We start from the raw sequence: 18192 nt of genomic DNA, 5'->3' as shown, positions 1-18192 counted from the left end.
CGTAACGATAAATTAATTTAACGCAACTAACCCACCAAGCGAACTACATCAGCAATAAATTCAGCTTGCTGCTTAGTTTGCTCTAACCTTTTTGCTTCAACCATCACTCGAATTAACGGTTCAGTACCTGATTTACGTAATAAAACACGCCCATCATTGCCTAAATTTTCTTCGGCCATACGAACCGCTTGGATAACTGAAGGGTGCGACAAAACACTGTCTGCTGGAGATTTTTCTAAGCGCACGTTAATTAACACTTGAGGAAACTTTTGCATGCCTTGTTTTAAAGTTTCTAATGACAATTTATTCATCACCATAACCTTTAACACTTTTAACGAGGCTACAATTGCATCGCCTGTTGTAGCATGGTTCAGAGCCAAAATATGACCTGAGTTTTCACCACCAATTAACCAATTATTTTTAAGTAACTGCTCAACTACATATTTATCACCTACATTGGCACGTACAAAAGGAATATTTCTATTCGCTAATGACTGCTCAAGCCCTAAGTTAGACATTAGGGTTCCCACAACGCCACCTTTAAGCTTACCTGATTTAGATAATGCTTCAGCAAGAATAAATAGAATTTCGTCACCATCAACAACTTTACCTTGATGATCAACTAACATGACACGATCTGCATCACCATCAAGAGCAATACCTACATCAGCTTGATGCTCAATAACAGCTTGCTGCAAGCTAGTCATATGGGTAGCACCACACTCTGCATTAATATTAATACCATTAGGAGAAGAATTAATGGCAATAACCTTAGCGCCTAACTCACGGTAAACAGCAGGTGCAACTTGGTAAGCCGCACCATTCGCACAATCAACAACGATTTTTAAACCGACAAGTGACAACTCTTTAGGAAAAGTACCTTTACAAAACTCAACATATCGACCTTGGGCATCACCAATACGGCGCACTTTACCTAATTGGCCTGGATCAATACAAGGCATTGTATTTGAATCAATTAATTCTGCTAATAATGCTTCAATAGCCTCCTCATCCTTGGCAAATAATTTTGTCCCTGTATTCGAAAAAAACTTAATACCATTATCATAAAATGGATTATGAGAGGCACTGATCACTACACCTGCATCTGCACGGAAAGTAGATGTTAAATAAGCTACAGCTGGAGTAGGCAAAACACCAGCTAAAGCAACATTAACACCAGCGGCAGAAAGCCCAGCTTCAATAGCTGATTCCAACATATATCCACTACTTCTAGTGTCTTTACCTATTAGGACTTCTTTAGTACCTTTTGCAGCTAATATTTTACCGGCCGCATACCCTAATTTAAGCGCAAAATCAGCAGTCATAGGAAACTGCCCTACACGTCCACGGATACCATCCGTACCAAAAAACTTTTGTTTCATGAGTTAACCTGAGTACAAATATCTAGCCAGCTAATTGATTTAAAATAGGAACGTTATAAGTTAAACTTAGGAAGTACTTTCTTAAGTTTTTCTGACTCAATTAAACTTTCAAGATCATTTAACCATTCGAATTTTAGATTATCATTCTTTAATGCACTTTGTCTTTCCCAACGTTCAATATAAGACTCATCATCATAAGTTGTAGGACTAACTAAAGAATGAATCATTGAAACATGATGAAATTTATATTTATCTGGGACGAACTCAAGAGATGGTTTATACCACTTTTCCATCCAAGAAACATCTTCACTCTCATCTTTAATGTAAGAATTTAATCTCGATAAAACTGGAAGATCTATTTTATTTAATATATATCTATAGACATTTTCATGTCTTATATATTCTCCTGAAAGCGTCTTAATAACTTCCGCTGACTGTAAATTGGATTTAATCAAGCTATCATCAACTTTAACATTGTTCAACGCACTTGCCAGCAGTGATTTCCTTAAACATTTTATACACTTACCGCACTCAGTATATTCATCACCTCTCATGCAAGAACGTACTGTATGAGAATGAGAAAAGGTTTGTGCAATTTTTGATGTTCCAACTTCAGATAAACCTACTACAGGGAGGTACAATGGGCACCCTACTAATTTAAATAGTGTACCCCAACGCTTATAATGAGTTCGATGAAGGTAATTCTCATACTTATTATGTCCTACACGATAACCTGATTCCATTATCAAGCCAAATGCAATGGAATCTATACTATACTTATCAGCTAATAATAATGAGGGTACAGCAGAAGCCAAATCAGTAGGAAATCCTACACGACTTCTTATGTACTCAAAATCAGTTGGAACTGTGGTAATATCATAACCAGCTTCAAAAAGATCATTGACCGTATTCAAAGCAGCGTATTTATTATAGAGACTCTTGGTATTAGATGGAATCATTCGGTCACAAAAGAACATTTTAGTTTCTTTAGGCATCAACATCAAAGCTGCTGTGGAATCTATCCCTCCACTAAAACATAATGAAGGTACACTTTTTTCTGGAGATATTCTTGGCTTTAAAAAAGGATCCACAGGCGAAACTTTACGTTTTGTAACTGAGTAGAATGTATCAGAAAACTCTTTACTTACTGCAAATGGAACTTTTATCTCTTGAGTAAAAAAAGGATATGCTAAAAGAATAGAAGATAAAGCAATGAGGTCTGGGTGTGTTTCTTCGACATCAAATTCAACTTTAAAATTAGCGACATTTGTAGCCATATGAATGACATTATTATTTAACACTAAGTCATTATCTTCTTGAGTAAACTGAAGGCTTAAAAAACCATTCCAATCAAGTAATTTTACTATCATACTAACCTCTATAAATAAAAATTATTTTAACATTGGATTCGGACATGGAAAATTACGTTCTTGATGCCATTTTTCTATATATGGACTAAAACCAATTTTAATCTTGCTATGCCACTTTTTAAAATTAAATAAATATTCTTTCCTATATCCCACAACACCTAATATGGGATCTAAACTAAAAGGGCCATATGAGGTTAATGATCTATCGTGATAGCTCGCGATATAGAGCGGGCTATTAATAACGCCAATAGAGGTACCAGTATAAGCCTCAATTCTATGAATAAGTTCACTGTCAGCAGAAGTCCTTACAGAATCAAAGAAACCAAGTTGTTTAATAACACTTCGCTTAACCATTAAGGTAATAAACGCCTTTCTGAAAATTTGACTATTTTGAAAGTGAATTTCCCCCATCGGATTTACACGTAAGTATTGCGTTAACACTGCAGATTGTTTCTTATTCTTAATTAAAACTAGATATTGTTCCATCAACCGTTTAGGGTGAGACCAGTCATCTGAATCCTGAAAAGTTATAAAGTCACCTTTTACAATACTAAGCCCTTCATTTTTAGCTCTATATGTCCCAGAATTCTTTTTTAAACGAATTAAAGTAACCCTATTATCTTTTAGCTTTCGAATATATCTTGACAACTTTCTAAATGCCGTTTTATCACTTCTATCATCAACGATAACTAACTCTAAGTTATGATATGTTTGCTTTAGTATTGAATCTATAGCTATAGGCGTGTATTTACTCCATCCAAAATTAGTCATTATAACGGAAATTAAGGGTAAAGATTCATCCACATTAATCAAAGCAGATGAATTCAAAAACTCAACAGATGGAGAATACTCTTTATTATCATTAGTAGTAAAGCATCGAAAACTAGAATTAAAGATACTAGAAAATAACTCAAATGACTCTTCATAATCACCACACAACCTAGCAAGATTCGAAGAAAATAACTTCAATTCTAAACTACCATTAGGTGACTTAAAAAATATCTCTTCCTTTTCTTTAAGGTAGTTTTTCGCTTCAAAAGTTAAGCCAATGTTCAATAATGAGAAAACATAGTATTTAGCAAAAGTAACATCCTGATCTAATCGATATTGATCTATGAAATTTATACATGAAGCAAAATCCCTCTCTACATTAATCAAGATTAAGACATATAATAAACAATTACGTAAAGACTGATTACAATCAACAGATAGCCTACTATATTTCTTAGCCTTGGCATATTCTTTACGTTCGCAATATAAATATGCTAAGTAATAATAATTTGCTTCATTGCCTTTATCAACACTAACACTTTGGAGTAAATCAAACTCTATTTCGCTTAGAGTTCCTTTTTTAAAATGTACGAATGATAAAAGAGGAAAAGAGGAGTCACTAAACGTTGATACAAACTTAAAAGCCTCATCGAAATCACCTTCAGCACAATAAACTTCAACAATCTTAAAAGCCCATTTCAATTTACTTCTACAATCAACTAAATTAAAAACCTGCCTAGCAAAACTAAGTGCTTTAGTGTAATCTTTTTCATATTTTGCTAAGTAATATCTTTGACTTAACTTTATATAAACTGGAATTACTTCCGATGAGGAATTAAGCTCACTATAAGCAACATCTATTCTGTCTTCGTACCTTAGAGAACCAATGTAGTAATTAAAGATAGTTGGCGTCGATTTTAAATTATCAGGCAAGAATGAATTTAGCAAAATTAAATCACTGTATAACTTCAAGTGAAAAAACAATGAAAAAACCTTTGAAATAAATGCCGTACTTTTCCAGTGCTTAATATCATCAACAAAAAAATCAACAAATTCATGCCTGTCCTTAAAATTTACTTTCTCACTTAGGATTTTGATAAAAATATATCTAGAATATGCTAACCTAAGCTGCATATATGACATTTTCAAATGAGTAAAGTTGATAGAAAAATCCATTTTCTGTATGGAGACTAACAAGTTCCTCTGTTCTGAATCAGGCAATTGATCTTTGACATTATAAATACAATCAATACATAACCCAAATTTATTATACCTGAGGTCGGATGCAACAAATATATACAAATCAACAAGTCTAATATCAAATTTAACAGGAATATCCTTAACTTTGGTAAAATAGTTTCCGATAAACTCTGAAATCAAAGGGTCATTCATCCCTTTCTTTATGAAGGTATAAATACTTGTATGATATTCCTTATCGAGAAAAACTTTATTTTTAATATAGTACAAATAAAATGACTTTAACCTACCATTTTTTTTAAATACTTCAATACTTTCTCTTACACCGCTAGATTCACTTACCTTTTCACTAACTATATTAAGAGCTAACGACTTGAGTGCTAAATATCGTGTATGTTTATATGCATCATAAGCTATTGATGAAAAGTGTATTAGCATATCCAATCTCCACTTTTTAATGCAAGTTTCAATTGCGACATTTAAATTCTGTTTTTGCCTACTTCTTATCCTTAATGAAAATGTAAAACATAAGAAATATTTATCATACATCTCTTCTTGAAGGAAGAAAATTGAAGCATGATTAACAAACTTAATAAAATTATTATGAGATAAAAAAACTAAATACTTACTATCAGATAAAAAAACCTTTTCATCTATTTCTGAAAGAAGATTATAGATAGATTCATAATCTTTATTCTTACCACACAAAACAACAGATTTTTTTAATATTGATATCTTTCTTTTTATTATAGTTTCAGTAAATAGTTTTTTTATCATCATATAAACACTCTTACCAACAAAGGAAGATGGAACCAATTTTATTTACAGACGACCATCTATTTTATCGACAGGCAATACACCTTTAACATCGAAAATAACTCTTGCTGATTTAGCAAATAATTCTACTTTTTCGAATTTTTCGATAAACATATCATGCCCTACGGCAAAAATAACAGCATCATAAGCTTTCTTTTCTGGTTCAGTAATTAACTCTCTACCATACTCTTCTAAACATTCTTCATGGTTAGCCCATGGATCGAATACATCAACAGTCGCATTATGTTGCTCAAATTCTTTTACAAGCTTTTCTACTTGGGTATTTCGAACGTCGGGACAGTTTTCTTTAAAGGTATAGCCTAAAACAAGTATCCGTGAATCAACAACATGAATTCGTTTACTGTTCATTAAGCGAATAACTTTATTTGCAACATAAGCGGACATCCCCTCATTTATTCTACGTCCAGACAGAATAACTTGTGGGTAGTAGCCTTTTTGCTCAGCTTTATGTGCAAGGTAATAGGGATCGACTCCAATACAATGTCCCCCGACTAAACCTGGGAACATTTTAATAAAATTCCATTTAGTACCTGCTGCTTCGATAACATCTCTTGTATCTATATTTAAACGATCAAAAATTAACGCTAGTTCATTCACTAAAGCAATATTTACATCTCGTTGAGTATTTTCAATAACTTTTGCCGCTTCAGCAACTTTAATAGATGAAGCCTTGTGTGTTCCAGCAGTAATAATTAATTTGTATAATTCATCAACAAAGTTTGCAACTTTTTCTGTCGAACCGGCAGTTACTTTCATGATTTTAGTAACAGTATTAACTTTGTCACCTGGATTAATTCTTTCAGGGCTGTAACCCGCAAAAAAATCTTTATTGAACTCTAAACCAGAAACACTTTCAACCTCAGGAATAGCCTCCTCTTCAGTTGCTCCTGGGTATACGGTGCTTTCATAAATGATTACATCTCCCTTTTTAACTATCTGCCCAAGCATTCTACTTGCTGCTTTAACAGGGGTCATATCAGGAGTTTTATACTCGGTTACTGGAGTTGGAACTGTAACAATATATACATTACAGTCTTTAATATCTTCTACTTTATCGGTTACACTGAAATGTGTAGATGCACGCATTTCATCCTCTGTAACTTCTAATGTATGATCAATGAAATCTTTTAATTCATCAACACGAGTATTATTTATATCAAAACCTATAGTTTTAACATGCTTACCAAACTCAACAGCGAGTGGTAAACCAACATATCCAAGTCCAATTACAGCAATTTTTGCATTTTTTATATCTAACATAAGTCACTTCTTATCAACGTTTAAATTTTCTCGCTATACGAGAGTCATACACAAATTTTCTAGGTTCATTTATTAGTTTACGAATTTTTTTGTTCTTTTTTAAATATCTAACTATGTGCGCTATACCTGAGCCACCCCAAGGATTATTTTTAAACAACAAAGTGTCTACAGCTCTTTTTTTGTCTTTAAAGTTCTGTTTCTCTTCATTCAATCCATATAACATAAATTCAGAAGACTTGAGCCAACCACTATCATGAGGAATACACACCATGGGTATTTTATTTTTTTTACATACCACTGATAATGCTGGATCTACGGCAAATGGATAATCTTCTAATATTCTTATATCAATATTTTTTAATAAACTTGCATGAAAACCAGATACACCAGTTCCGAGTAAATGACACTGTTGAGCTGTAATTAGTTCATCAGTAAATTTATAGAATTTCTTTCTATCAGATTTAAAACTTGCAACTGAATCTTTAAATATTATCCCATGATACCCAACGATACATTTTCGACTATACTTTTCAATTTCAGCTATTGTTATTTCAATATAATTATCTGGATAAACAATATCATCATCACATGTTAAGTAATATCCAGTTACTTTTCTAACCCAATGAAATTTCCCTTCTGCTCTCCTAGAACCTTCTGGATCAACTATACAGATGATTTTTTTACTATCTTTATGGTTCTTTATCTCATATGGGATTTCCAAATACTCATTCAAATAGATAAATATATAGTCTACTTGCTCAATTAGTGAATTAACACTTTCTATCATTAACTTTTTTCTAGCAGGATATGTTGCTAATGCTGCAAAAATAGTTCTATCATTCTGAATGATTTCAATTTCTTTTTTTGTTGAGCCTACTTTAACTATTTCAATAGAATCTATATAGTTTTCTAACTCTTCTATTTTTCCATCAACTTTCAATACCGTTTTCATAGTTCCATTATAATTACTTGTAAAAAAAACAGTCGACAAAGGTCCTAAAGATGATAATTCCCTTGTAAATAAAACATTATCATATATATCTAATCCCCTTAGAATAACTCGCTCCCCTCCCTGAAAACCTTTATCAACAACGTTTACATTACATTGATATACACTCTCACTTTCAAGCGGATATTTAGATTCTTTATTTTTTTCAGAATCAATTTTTTTATAGTCAGAACCTAGTTCCAAAATAAATCCTTTAAGATTAATCTGAGTACTTTAAATTTTAAATAACTCAATGTTAAACATATAATATAATTTAAATTCAAACTATATACTCAATACCACAGCTGTAGACATGGCTAATTGATAAATTAACTGGGTAATATCTTTAACGACTTGGAAGCCTTTAAAGTCAGGCTTGGCGAGTACAAATATTTCATCGCCTGGCTCAATGATGGTTTTATCTTTCAACTCATCATTTACGTCAACAAAGCTGCCATTTGGCTTCATGATTAAAATATTCATATTGCTTAATTTACGCGTTGCACCGCCAGACTTATTAATAAAGTCTTTTACTGTCATATTATCTTGATAAGTAATCGCTGTCGGGAACATTACTTCGCCATGCACGATAACTAGATTACGCTTTGCAGGTACAACAACTTTATCGCCTTGTTGTAAAATGATTTTGCTTGCATCGTAGCCATCAGATAGTAAAACTTGGCCACGAGGCTTTTGTTTTCTCGCCTTTGCAACCCACTGCAAAATAACTTCTGCTTCGGCTTTGCGAAGTTGAGCTGATTCTGTGGTTTCTGAGCGGGCATTCAACACACTTTGTTCTAATGTGGTTAATGAAGCCTGCAGCATCTCAGCTTGACGTTTAGCAACCGAATCACGAAATAACTGAATTGCGTCTGTATTTGATAAGCGGCTAAACTCCATGTTTTCCAATAAATCAGCCATGCTTGAGCCCCAAGGAACCACAATCTCTTTTGCTGAGTTGTGCTCACCTAATACCTCAACACTTATGCTGGTTGCACGTAATTGTGAGGTCACTTTTACAATACTGCCGGCTGATAATGGTATGGTAGCCGCTTGACTAATGGGGTATTGAGTTGCAGCGACTTTTCTTACGCTTTTATGATCAGTGTCAGCCGTTAAATTTGGAGCGATAACGGTGATATGGGTTGCATCTTTGTCAGCAACAACGGCATTTAATACTGAATCTAAGCTTTCAAATTTACCAGATGAATTAGCTAACTTTGTCAGCTCATATTTACCCGAAAAGCCCAATTCGCCTTCTAATTTGACTTCTGCTTGTTTAGCACCAACAAAGATAACGTCGCCATCTTGTAGTTGAATAGCGGGCATATTGCCGCTTTGTAAGAACTGATATAAATCGAGCTGATATTTAAGTTCATTATCACGTTTGACTTGAATATTTCGATAACTACCTAAATCTTCACGTATGCCACCTGCTTGATCGATGAACCGTAAAACACTGTCAGCACTTTGTCCTTCGTACAACCCAGGTTTTACAACCATGCCAGACAAAAATATTTTTACTTTTTGGCTAGAAGCTAGTGAAACATATACTTCAACATTTGATTTATAGACACGTTTAATACTTTTTAAAATAACCTCATTTAAATCAGCATTTTTAACCCCTAATACCCTAACTGGGCCAACTTTGGGTAAAAAGATATTACCTTGTGCGTCAACAGGTACTTCCGCTTGGTAATCAATACCACCCCATAATTGCACTAATAAATTGTCACCCTGACTGATTCGATATTTTGGATTAATGGCTGAAAATGACTGTCCAGTAAAGCCTCCTTTGAACAACCAGTCACCGTATCTTTGACTTTGTGAGGTATCAATAATGGATTGTTGCTGTTGATCATCAACATCAGCTTGCATAGACATTGAAGCCTGAGCAAAATTCACATTCAGTACAGTTAACATAACTAGGCACGTGGCTTTTGAAAATAAGGCCATTAATGAGCGTGAAGCAATTTTTATATATTTTTTAGACATTTTTATTATTTGTATCATTCTTTGTGTTCCTTTATCACAGAAGCAATTAAGCGTCCTAAAAGGTAAATAAGTATTAGCGCAATAAACCAAGTGAAGATGTTATACAAACGTTTAGGATATTTTTCTTGCTCTGCTAATCGAGGATGCTCAACAACTAATAGATATTTTAATTTATTAAAAGCCTCTGCTCGTACACTCTCTAAACTGGCTAAGCTTGATTTATATAAGTCAGCCGCTAACAAAGTATTTAATTCTAAATCTTTATAATCAATATTAACTTTATTAAGTGCTTCTGAATCTTGGTTTGTAAGTTTTAGCTTTTCTTCCACCAATTGAGCTTCAAGGGCCTTGATTTCATATTCTTTACTACGGATTTCTGCAGCATCTTCACGCATATATGCATGTAAAGATTTAAGCTGAGTTTTATGATCAATAATTGCACTTTCTAATTGATTAACGGCTTCAACCAGCGCAGCGCTTTGCACCTCTGGATTATAGAGTGTGTTTTCATTTTGAAATTTCAACATGTTCACTTGCTGAGACTTTAACTTAGCGTAAGCTCGCTCAACTTCGCTTTGAGCATATTCCATTTGTTGATTAACCATATTTTTACTTAAGTGGTTAATAAACGTTTCGCTGATTGAAAAAACGGCTTCAGCCAATTTCAGTGAAAACTCAATCTCAAAACCTTGAACTTCAATATTTAATACTTCAGACATGTCGTCATACACAACACGAATATGGTCTTGGTAATATTCAATAAATTCTTCTTGTGTACTATCAGCTTTTAATCGGCTTATCCAATCCCATTGATTGCTTTGATAATGCTCTTTAAGCCCCAATTCTTTGTCGAGGGCTAGCGCCATTTCTGCAGAAGTAATAAATGTTTGTAGTATTAATGCGTCTCGAGTATTGGTTGACGTAGCACCAATAGCCCCTAGGCCCATAACTGGCAGTTCATTGTTGGTCACTTCTTTGACCACAAACTGCACTTGGCTAGTGTAACGAGGAGACGCGATAACCCCGTAATACACTATGACAAATAGTGAGGCTAAAATAACAAAAATAAATGAGCCTAATTTAGCACGCGTGAGATATAACGTTTTTTTCGCACCGACATACGCCTTGGAGTCCGCAATAAATAACTTTGGATCTCGTTTTAGCTTTCTAATCTTACGCTGCATAGGGGTAATGGCATCCGAAGATATTTTCGCCTTTACCGTTTCTTTTACATGAATATTCAACAACTTGTCCTTTTAATAAAGCGCTTACTTCATTATGTCATTCTTATATTAATCAATTACTTACTATATTCTTGTTGATATTGTGAAATTGCATCATCAATATCATCATAAAAAATAAGAGTTTTATCTTTTATCAATAAACCCGATTGGCAAAGTCGTTTAAGGGCTGATACAGAGTGATTTACCATCACCAACTTAGTTCGTTCAAATTTTGATTTCAGTAAAGCCTCACTTTTTTTACGAAAGTTGGCATCACCTACTGCCCCTATTTCATCAATCAATAGCACATCAAAATCAAAATCGAATGCCATGGTGAGTCCGAAAGTAATTCTTGAGCGCATTCCGCTTGAATAAGTTTTTACAGGCTCATCAAAAAAACGTCCAATTTCAGCAAACTCGGCAACTTTATTCTCAATAGGTTTGGTATTTTTATAGCCGTGAATTCTTGCCACGAAGCGAACATTTTCTCGGGCGGTCATAGACCCTTGTAACCCACCTTGTAATCCCAATGGCCATGAGATGTTTTTAGCAGAGGAGATCCGGCCTGCATTAGGCATATCTGCACCACCCATCATTCTAATTAATGTAGATTTACCGGCACCATTTGGGCCTAATACGGCAATGTTACGATCTGTTGGCAGGCTGATATTGATGTCTTTAAAAACGTAATACCGCCCTTGTTTGGTCGGATAATATTTACTTACAGCATTAAAATGAATCATGAACGAATAAACCTAAAGCGACATAAATAAAAGGTGCTCAGTCCAATACTAAAACTCACTAATGCACATGCAGATAAATAACCCCAACTCCCCACTGGAGTAACATAAACTTTAAAAAAGCTATCTCGACTTAATTCAGTAACATGAAAAACAGGATTCCAGTCGAAAAGGTACCAATATTGTGGCGGGATCATGGGGGCACAAAAGAAGATACCTGATATAAAAAACATCGGCCGATTTACAAAGCCTAAAAGTTTCTTTGTATCTTTCCAATATGTCATAGCACTACACAATATTAAGCCAATTCCTATTGTAAAAACAGTTAACAACAAACTTGCTGCCAGAAGCCCTAATGGATTAACGGGTAACGCATTAAACCCAAGCCAAGCCATGACACTAAATATAAGAATGTACACAACAAAATATGTTGCAACCTCAATAATTATACGAGTCATCACAGGATCAATCGCTGTCACCTGACGGTAACTCAATAAACCTTTATTCGAATCTATCGCTGCAGCTAGTTGATTGAATAAATTTTTATACAAAGTGAATGGTAATATTCCAGTAAATAAAAATAGTGTAATAGGAATATTATAAACCGCTGTTCGACCAATTAGGGTAAACATAATCCCCATAATGGCCACACCAATAGCAGGTTCAGCTACGGCCCAAAAGTATCCCAATCGGTTAGATCCAAACCGAGTTTTGATTTCACGCATCATTAGTGCATGAATGGTGTCACGCATAATTTGTAATGATGTTCTTTTATTTAGCAACTTGAGCTCTATGATAATGATGAGAAGAATATTAGGGTATATATTAACGATTAAAATTATCATTAATATCAAAGATAGTTTATCACTTTAAGGTGGGTTAAATGCCCACAACTAAACTACAACATCAACTAGCATGGAACCGAGCAAACATAGCAATAAACCACAAAACTATAACCTTATTAACCAAGATTATGTATTAGCTTATTTTAAATATAGCTACCGCACGACTTAAGGTATATTCCCTAGCCAAATTATAGAAAAAGCAAAGGCCCGCCTGAACAAGTTCAATGACAGTTCAAGTTAACATTACGCTTAAGATGATTTTAAGAAGTGATTTTTTTATTCGTAGGTATTTTATTTTAACTACAAAAAACATAGTAGGTTTATTCCGGTAAAAAATGTTAGAAAAAGGTAACAACCATTATTTACCGCTCATTAAAACTTAATAAATAATTTATAATTTTTAGGTGTTACCTAATACTGTCTAGCATTAGCAACGACCAATTAAATTAACATTTTCGCAACGCAATGCTACTGGAAAAAATTTAAATTTGTGAACAAGTACAAATAACAATCCATACAAAAAATTAAATTATTTGGTTTTAAAACTCTTTCTTACAAATTAAGCTCAATACGCTAACAATAACTACAAATGCAACACCTTCAAACTTAGTTCACGGAAAATCCAATATTGATACTTAGAACCACTTCCCCCTTTACAACTCTTCGATTAATATCCCATGACAGGATAATAAAACCGTCAGATACTCACACTAACTTCCTTAATAAGAAGAGTTATTTTTGAGTAAAAGGGCTAATCAATGGATAGACTCACTGCCGCTAAAGTTTTTATTTCTGTGGCCAAAACCGCCAGTTTTACGACATCGGCTAACCAATTAAATATTTCACGTAGCATGGTCACGCGCTATGTTGAAACTATCGAAAACTGGCTTAACGCACGGTTATTACACCGCACCACCCGCAGTGTGACGTTAACCACCCAGGGTGAACAATGTTTACCTTATATTGAAGAGTGGATTGAACAGGCTGAACGGTTTAGCGAATTAATAACCCCTCCTAATCAGCTAAAAGGGACGATTAGAGTTGCCTGTAGTGTCTCATTTGGGTTTTCTCAATTAGCGCCAGCAATAAACGCTTTTATAAACCAATACCCTTTGGTGAAGATTGATGTGGTACTGGCCGACTCTGCCGCAGCTTTAGCCGAGCAGCAAATTGATCTAGCAATCAGGATTACCTCCTCACCCGATGAATCTTTAATCGGTAAACCTATCGCTCAATGTGAATCAGTACTTGTTGCCTCACCTGATTATCTTGCCTTGAATAAACCAATTAATCACCCAAATGATCTCAGCCAACATCGAGTTATAAACTATAAGAACTTTGATCAAAACTGCTGGCAATTAACGCTTAAAAATGAACACGTTGAAGTGGATATTTCGTGTCAGTTAACCGCTAATGAGGCCACTTACTTACTGCATGCCTGCTTAGATAACGCGGGTATTGCTCAACTCCCCTGCTATCTTGCATACCACTATATTAGTCGTGGGCAGCTCATCCACGTTTTACCTGAATGGCGACTAAATAACATGCAAGTTTACGCATTTTATGCTTCAAGAAAGCACTTACCCAATATTACCCGAGCCTTGATCGATCATTTAGAGCGCTATTTTAAATCACAATAATTCCGCATCTGCTGAAAAAACAAGCTTCGCTTGAAACCTCAACTAACTTGCTCACTTTACGCAACAATCATGTGCAAACCGCTGTATTTATCCACGATATTGATTCTTGTAGTCTGAACGCCAACGCTCATTGATACGTTAGCATTATTAAGGATTTTACTATGAACAAACACACACTATTATCGGTAGTTACGATGGTTTTTTTATTAACTCTGACCCCATTAATTTCAAAGCAAGTATATGCCGCGGCGGCCACCAGCAATGAATATCAACAGGTGATTGCCACGATTTACGATTATTACAATGGGCTTTATAAAGCGGATCAACAGCAACTAGCCAAGGCATTTGATATGCAAACAGGTAATATGAAAACCATCAAAAAAAACAAGGTTGAATCCACTAAGCTGAGTACATTTGCAACCTACTTTACTAAGCCAAGTAATGAAAACTGGCTAGGTAATATTTTAATGGTCGATATTGTTGAAGATAGAATGGCTATGGTTAAATTCAACTTTGAAACCCCTGAAGTACACTATATTGATTATTTGATTTTGCTAAAAACCGATCAAGGGTGGAAAATTACCAGTAAAGCGTATGTGGCTAACCCTCCTATGTAGTCCCCCAATCAATGTTGCCATAACTCCTCCATCACAACATATTTAGAGTTTAAATGATGGCTGATCATAACAGCCATTATTTCATCTGCTTTTTTCACGGTTTCTCAACTAAACTTACAATAATGCTCAGTATCTAGATTGTCGTTGCTATCCAAATGAGCATGAATGTTCTACACTCAAAAGCGTTAACCTAATTATTACTACACTTTATTTTACCAATGTTTTCAGACATTAACTTACAAGGATGCTGCCTTTTATGAATGTTGAATTTATTAATCCATTTTTGATTTCTTTGATTAATGTGATTTCGACAATGGCATCGATGGAGTTGAAGCCTGGTAAACCACAACTAAAAAGTCATGAGATAGCCAAAGGTGATGTTTCTGGATTGATTGGTATGGTAGGTCCAAAAACGAAAGGCTCGTTATCCATTACCTTTGAGGAGCCATTAATTTTAGAAATAATGCACAAAATGCTGGGTGAGAAACCAAACTTTATCAATGAAGAAATCACAGATTTAGTGGGAGAAATCACTAACATGGTAACAGGGGGCGCTAAAAATTTATTAGGTGATAAAGGCTATGAATTTAATATGGCCACGCCTGTTGTGGTTACCGGAAAAAACCATACGATTTCACATAAAGCTGAAGGCAAAAAAATTATGATGCCCTTTAGCCATCAGTATGGCTCAGCTTATATTGAAATATGTTTTGAAGATTAATCACAGACAAAACACAACTGAAAGCCATTAAGGCGCTAATTTTTCACTAATGTTTTGAATAAAAAGCTCTATCACTAGAAAGGCTGGTTCACCATGACCCAAAATTGACTTTCTTCTGAGCCAACACCTAACTCTGCTCTTACCACAATATCTTCCACTTCTAGCCTAACACCGCCACCTGCGGTGAAGTTCATATCAGTATGAAGTGCTTGGGCACTAAACGTATCGCTGACTTTACCCGCCTCAATAAACACCACCCATTGCCACCATGGAATGTCGTATAAATTAAATACTGGCCAATGCTGTAAAGGCTGCCATTGGGGCTTAACGCGATACTCTAAGCTGTAATTCACTGCACTTCTGCCAGTAAATTGTTTTGAAGAATAGCCTCTAGAGCGTTCAAATCCCCCTAGGTACACACCCGCAAAAGAGGGCGGGCGGTGATATTGCTGAGTCGATGAGTCATAATCATTCCACGTAGGTGTGTCAGCTATAAATACATTTGCCGCAAGCACTTGCTCATTAAACCAATGGGTTTCGCCTAAATTAAAGAAAGCGCTTTGTTCAAATTCCCATAATGTCCAGTCTTTAAAATCATCAACGGCAAAGCCATGTTTAATTGTAAGGCTGGTTTTACCACCATCAGTCGGATCATACTGTGCATTGCGGTTATCCCATTCAAATTGAACTTCATATCCTCTTGCGGTTTCGGGTAAATCAGGGTTTATTGTCAATTCGCGATACTGGCTATAAGGGGTAAATTTAATGCTAGTCGTCCCTGATGTCAGTGGATTCCACTCGATGTTATTGCGTGGTTTGTACAGGCTTGCTGCTGCACCTTTAGCCCCATCTGCAATTGGTAACACGTATTTAATGTGTAAGCGTGTATACCCCTCATTTCCTTCAGATATCACTCTTGCGGGTTCTTCAATCGGGCTTTCATGATCATCTAAATAGTAAATACCTTCGGTATAGTACCCTTGGTAGGTCTCAGCTGAAAATAGCCACTGATCTAGTGTAGGTATTTGATAGTTATACAAACCTAAAAAGCCCACCCAACTTTCGTTACTGGTATATAGGCCGATACCCACGGCCGAAGCTTGCTCCTGCCCGGCATGTTTAAGTACACCTGCCGCGCCAAATGCGGTGCTTAAAGTCTCGGTAGAGAAAATAAATGGCACCGCTGCAAATTCAGCTTGTTTCGTGGTTTCTGCGTCGCTAGATGATGAAGATGAAGCCGTTGCACTGTCTTCCACTACGGGGGCTTTGGCAAAGTGAGATTCAACATGCGCAGGAATGTACTGATTGGCTTGAACAGCCACAATAAACGCTAAGTAGGTGACAATACCTAAAGACAATGCTTTCAAAATAGAGCTCACTTGTATGGCGGTAAGAATATAATCTTTATAAAACGAAAAGATTGGGCATTTATCAAACTGTTGAGGTTAATCTAACAATGCGACAGCCACTCTTGGGGTTAATTTGGTCACTAACTCATAAGCAATAGTGCCAATGTGTTCAGCAACTTCTTCAACGGCTAAAGACTTGCCCCATAACTGCACACTATCACCTACTTGATCAATAGCATCAGCACCTAAATCTACCGTTAACATGTCCATCGATACGCGCCCAACAATGGGAACTCTTCTACCATTGATTAATACTGGCGTGCCTTCTGGTGCATTTCTGGGGTAACCATCACCATAACCAATGGCCACAACACCCAGTATAGTGTCTTGTTTAGCGGTCCAATATGCGCCATAACCTACGCTATCACCGGCTTTATGTTTTCTTACGGCAATAAGATTAGAAACCAACTCCATTGCGGGAATAAGCTGATGATTAGTGCCTTTGTCGCCAACAACAGGCGATACGCCATATAAGGCAATACCAGGGCGCACCCAGTCAGCCTGGCTTTGAGGCCAAAATAACGTAGCGGCAGAGTTAGCCAAGGTTCGTTCCCCATCTAAGCCTTTGATCAATGACTCGAACTGATTAATTTGCTGCTGCGTTAATGGGTTCTGCGGTTCATCTGCACAAGCAAAATGGGTCATTAAATTAATCGGTTTCGCCACAGACGAGCAATCCATTAACTTTTGATAAGCTTGAACAAACTCTGCTATACCTATGCCTAACCGATGCATACCTGAATCGATTTTTAACCACACTTTTACAGGCTTAGCTAACTGGCTTGCTGCTAGCATCTCTAATTGAAATTCATGATGCACCACGGTTTCAATATCATGCTCAACTAATACCGGTAAATCAGATGCCCTAAAAAAGCCTTCTAATAGTAATAACCGCCCTTTTACCCCACCATCACGCAGTTCAAGTGCTTCTTCAAGTCTGGCTAGGCCAAATCCATCGGCACCATGAGTACAATTACCCACGCACTCTGCCACATTAAGTAATCCATGACCGTAACCGTTGGCTTTCACCACGGCCATAATTTGGCTGTTAGGCGCAATGTCACGCAACCTTGTCAGGTTGTGCTGTAATGCATGACGGCTGATTTCTGCACGCGGAAAAGGTTTCAAACAATACCCTTATAAAAACAAATGATGGCCGCAAAGCTAAGCCATCTTAATGAGAACCGAAAAAATAAT

Annotated in this window: 14 protein-coding genes; 3 read left to right on the top strand and 11 right to left on the bottom strand. The window is 35.8% G+C overall.

The features are described 5' to 3' along the window. Positions 1–26: 26 nt before the first annotated feature. The 9 genes from glmM to L2672_RS06390 all read right to left on the bottom strand — a co-directional run bounded on the left by glmM (position 27) and on the right by L2672_RS06390 (position 12545). Positions 27–1382, bottom strand: coding sequence for a phosphoglucosamine mutase (glmM, locus tag L2672_RS06430; RefSeq protein ID WP_248995006.1), 1356 nt, complete (start codon positions 1380–1382; stop codon positions 27–29). A 53-nt stretch (positions 1383–1435) separates the two neighbouring features. Beyond that, positions 1436–2752: a DUF6395 domain-containing protein gene (locus L2672_RS06425; RefSeq protein WP_248995005.1), complete on the bottom strand. Its 1317-nt coding sequence runs from the start codon at positions 2750–2752 to the stop codon at positions 1436–1438. 21 nt (positions 2753–2773) lie between these two features. Next, on the bottom strand, positions 2774–5500 hold the full coding sequence (locus L2672_RS06420) for a glycosyltransferase family A protein (protein ID WP_248995004.1): 2727 nt from the start codon (positions 5498–5500) through the stop codon (positions 2774–2776). A gap of 42 nt (positions 5501–5542) precedes the next feature. Then, entirely contained in the window at positions 5543–6817 is a 1275-nt protein-coding gene (locus L2672_RS06415; protein WP_248995003.1) for a nucleotide sugar dehydrogenase, read from the bottom strand. Between the two features lie 13 nt (positions 6818–6830). After that, positions 6831–8009, bottom strand: coding sequence for a glycosyltransferase (locus tag L2672_RS06410; RefSeq protein ID WP_248995002.1), 1179 nt, complete (start codon positions 8007–8009; stop codon positions 6831–6833). Positions 8010–8090: 81 nt separating this feature from the next. Further along, entirely contained in the window at positions 8091–9818 is a 1728-nt protein-coding gene (locus tag L2672_RS06405) for a polysaccharide biosynthesis/export family protein (RefSeq protein ID WP_248995001.1), read from the bottom strand. Beyond that, positions 9815–11044 carry a KpsE/RkpR family capsule polysaccharide export protein gene (locus L2672_RS06400; protein WP_248995000.1) on the bottom strand — a complete coding sequence of 410 codons (1230 nt, stop codon included), beginning with the start codon at positions 11042–11044 and terminating at the stop codon, positions 9815–9817. The genes L2672_RS06405 and L2672_RS06400 overlap by 4 nt, the downstream gene beginning before the upstream one ends. A gap of 56 nt (positions 11045–11100) precedes the next feature. Continuing rightward, a complete protein-coding gene (locus tag L2672_RS06395) occupies positions 11101–11766 on the bottom strand; it encodes an ABC transporter ATP-binding protein (protein ID WP_248994999.1) in 666 nt (221 codons plus the stop codon). Continuing rightward, positions 11763–12545, bottom strand: a complete 783-nt coding sequence (locus L2672_RS06390; RefSeq protein ID WP_248994998.1) for an ABC transporter permease — start codon at positions 12543–12545, stop codon at positions 11763–11765. Before L2672_RS06390 ends, L2672_RS06395 begins: the two co-directional genes overlap by 4 nt. An 821-nt stretch (positions 12546–13366) precedes the next feature. On the opposite strand from L2672_RS06390, the gene L2672_RS06385 reads away from it, so the two are divergent. The 3 genes from L2672_RS06385 (at position 13367) to L2672_RS06375 (ending at position 15586) form a co-directional block, all read left to right on the top strand. Continuing rightward, a complete protein-coding gene (locus tag L2672_RS06385; RefSeq protein ID WP_248994997.1) occupies positions 13367–14248 on the top strand; it encodes a LysR family transcriptional regulator in 882 nt (293 codons plus the stop codon). Positions 14249–14409: 161 nt separating this feature from the next. Beyond that, positions 14410–14865, top strand: coding sequence for a nuclear transport factor 2 family protein (locus L2672_RS06380; RefSeq protein ID WP_248994996.1), 456 nt, complete (start codon positions 14410–14412; stop codon positions 14863–14865). Positions 14866–15121: 256 nt separating this feature from the next. Beyond that, positions 15122–15586, top strand: coding sequence for a chemotaxis protein CheX (locus tag L2672_RS06375; protein WP_248994995.1), 465 nt, complete (start codon positions 15122–15124; stop codon positions 15584–15586). A gap of 74 nt (positions 15587–15660) precedes the next feature. Here L2672_RS06375 and L2672_RS06370 read toward each other — a convergent pair whose 3' ends face one another. Together L2672_RS06370 and alr are read right to left on the bottom strand one after the other, a co-directional pair. Further along, positions 15661–16953 carry a BamA/TamA family outer membrane protein gene (locus L2672_RS06370; RefSeq protein WP_248994994.1) on the bottom strand — a complete coding sequence of 431 codons (1293 nt, stop codon included), beginning with the start codon at positions 16951–16953 and terminating at the stop codon, positions 15661–15663. Between the two features lie 78 nt (positions 16954–17031). Next, positions 17032–18123: an alanine racemase gene (gene alr, locus L2672_RS06365; protein WP_248994993.1), complete on the bottom strand. Its 1092-nt coding sequence runs from the start codon at positions 18121–18123 to the stop codon at positions 17032–17034. Between the last annotated feature and the right edge of the window lie 69 nt (positions 18124–18192).

The organism is Shewanella gaetbuli, assembly GCF_023284065.1.
Taxonomy (GTDB): domain Bacteria; phylum Pseudomonadota; class Gammaproteobacteria; order Enterobacterales; family Shewanellaceae; genus Shewanella; species Shewanella gaetbuli.
This window is presented reverse-complemented; position numbering and strand designations above follow the sequence as displayed.

What these genes read in the sequence shown, in the direction of transcription:
- glmM (WP_248995006.1), bottom strand. Translation starts at nt 1,382, where the DNA reads ATGAAACAAAAGTTTTTTGGTACGGATGGTATCCGTGGACGTGTAGGG.
- L2672_RS06425 (WP_248995005.1), bottom strand. Translation starts at nt 2,752, where the DNA reads ATGATAGTAAAATTACTTGATTGGAATGGTTTTTTAAGCCTTCAGTTT.
- L2672_RS06420 (WP_248995004.1), bottom strand. Translation starts at nt 5,500, where the DNA reads ATGATGATAAAAAAACTATTTACTGAAACTATAATAAAAAGAAAGATA.
- L2672_RS06415 (WP_248995003.1), bottom strand. Translation starts at nt 6,817, where the DNA reads ATGTTAGATATAAAAAATGCAAAAATTGCTGTAATTGGACTTGGATAT.
- L2672_RS06405 (WP_248995001.1), bottom strand. Translation starts at nt 9,818, where the DNA reads ATGATACAAATAATAAAAATGTCTAAAAAATATATAAAAATTGCTTCA.
- L2672_RS06395 (WP_248994999.1), bottom strand. Translation starts at nt 11,766, where the DNA reads ATGATTCATTTTAATGCTGTAAGTAAATATTATCCGACCAAACAAGGG.
- L2672_RS06385 (WP_248994997.1), top strand. Translation starts at nt 13,367, where the DNA reads ATGGATAGACTCACTGCCGCTAAAGTTTTTATTTCTGTGGCCAAAACC.
- L2672_RS06380 (WP_248994996.1), top strand. Translation starts at nt 14,410, where the DNA reads ATGAACAAACACACACTATTATCGGTAGTTACGATGGTTTTTTTATTA.
- L2672_RS06375 (WP_248994995.1), top strand. Translation starts at nt 15,122, where the DNA reads ATGAATGTTGAATTTATTAATCCATTTTTGATTTCTTTGATTAATGTG.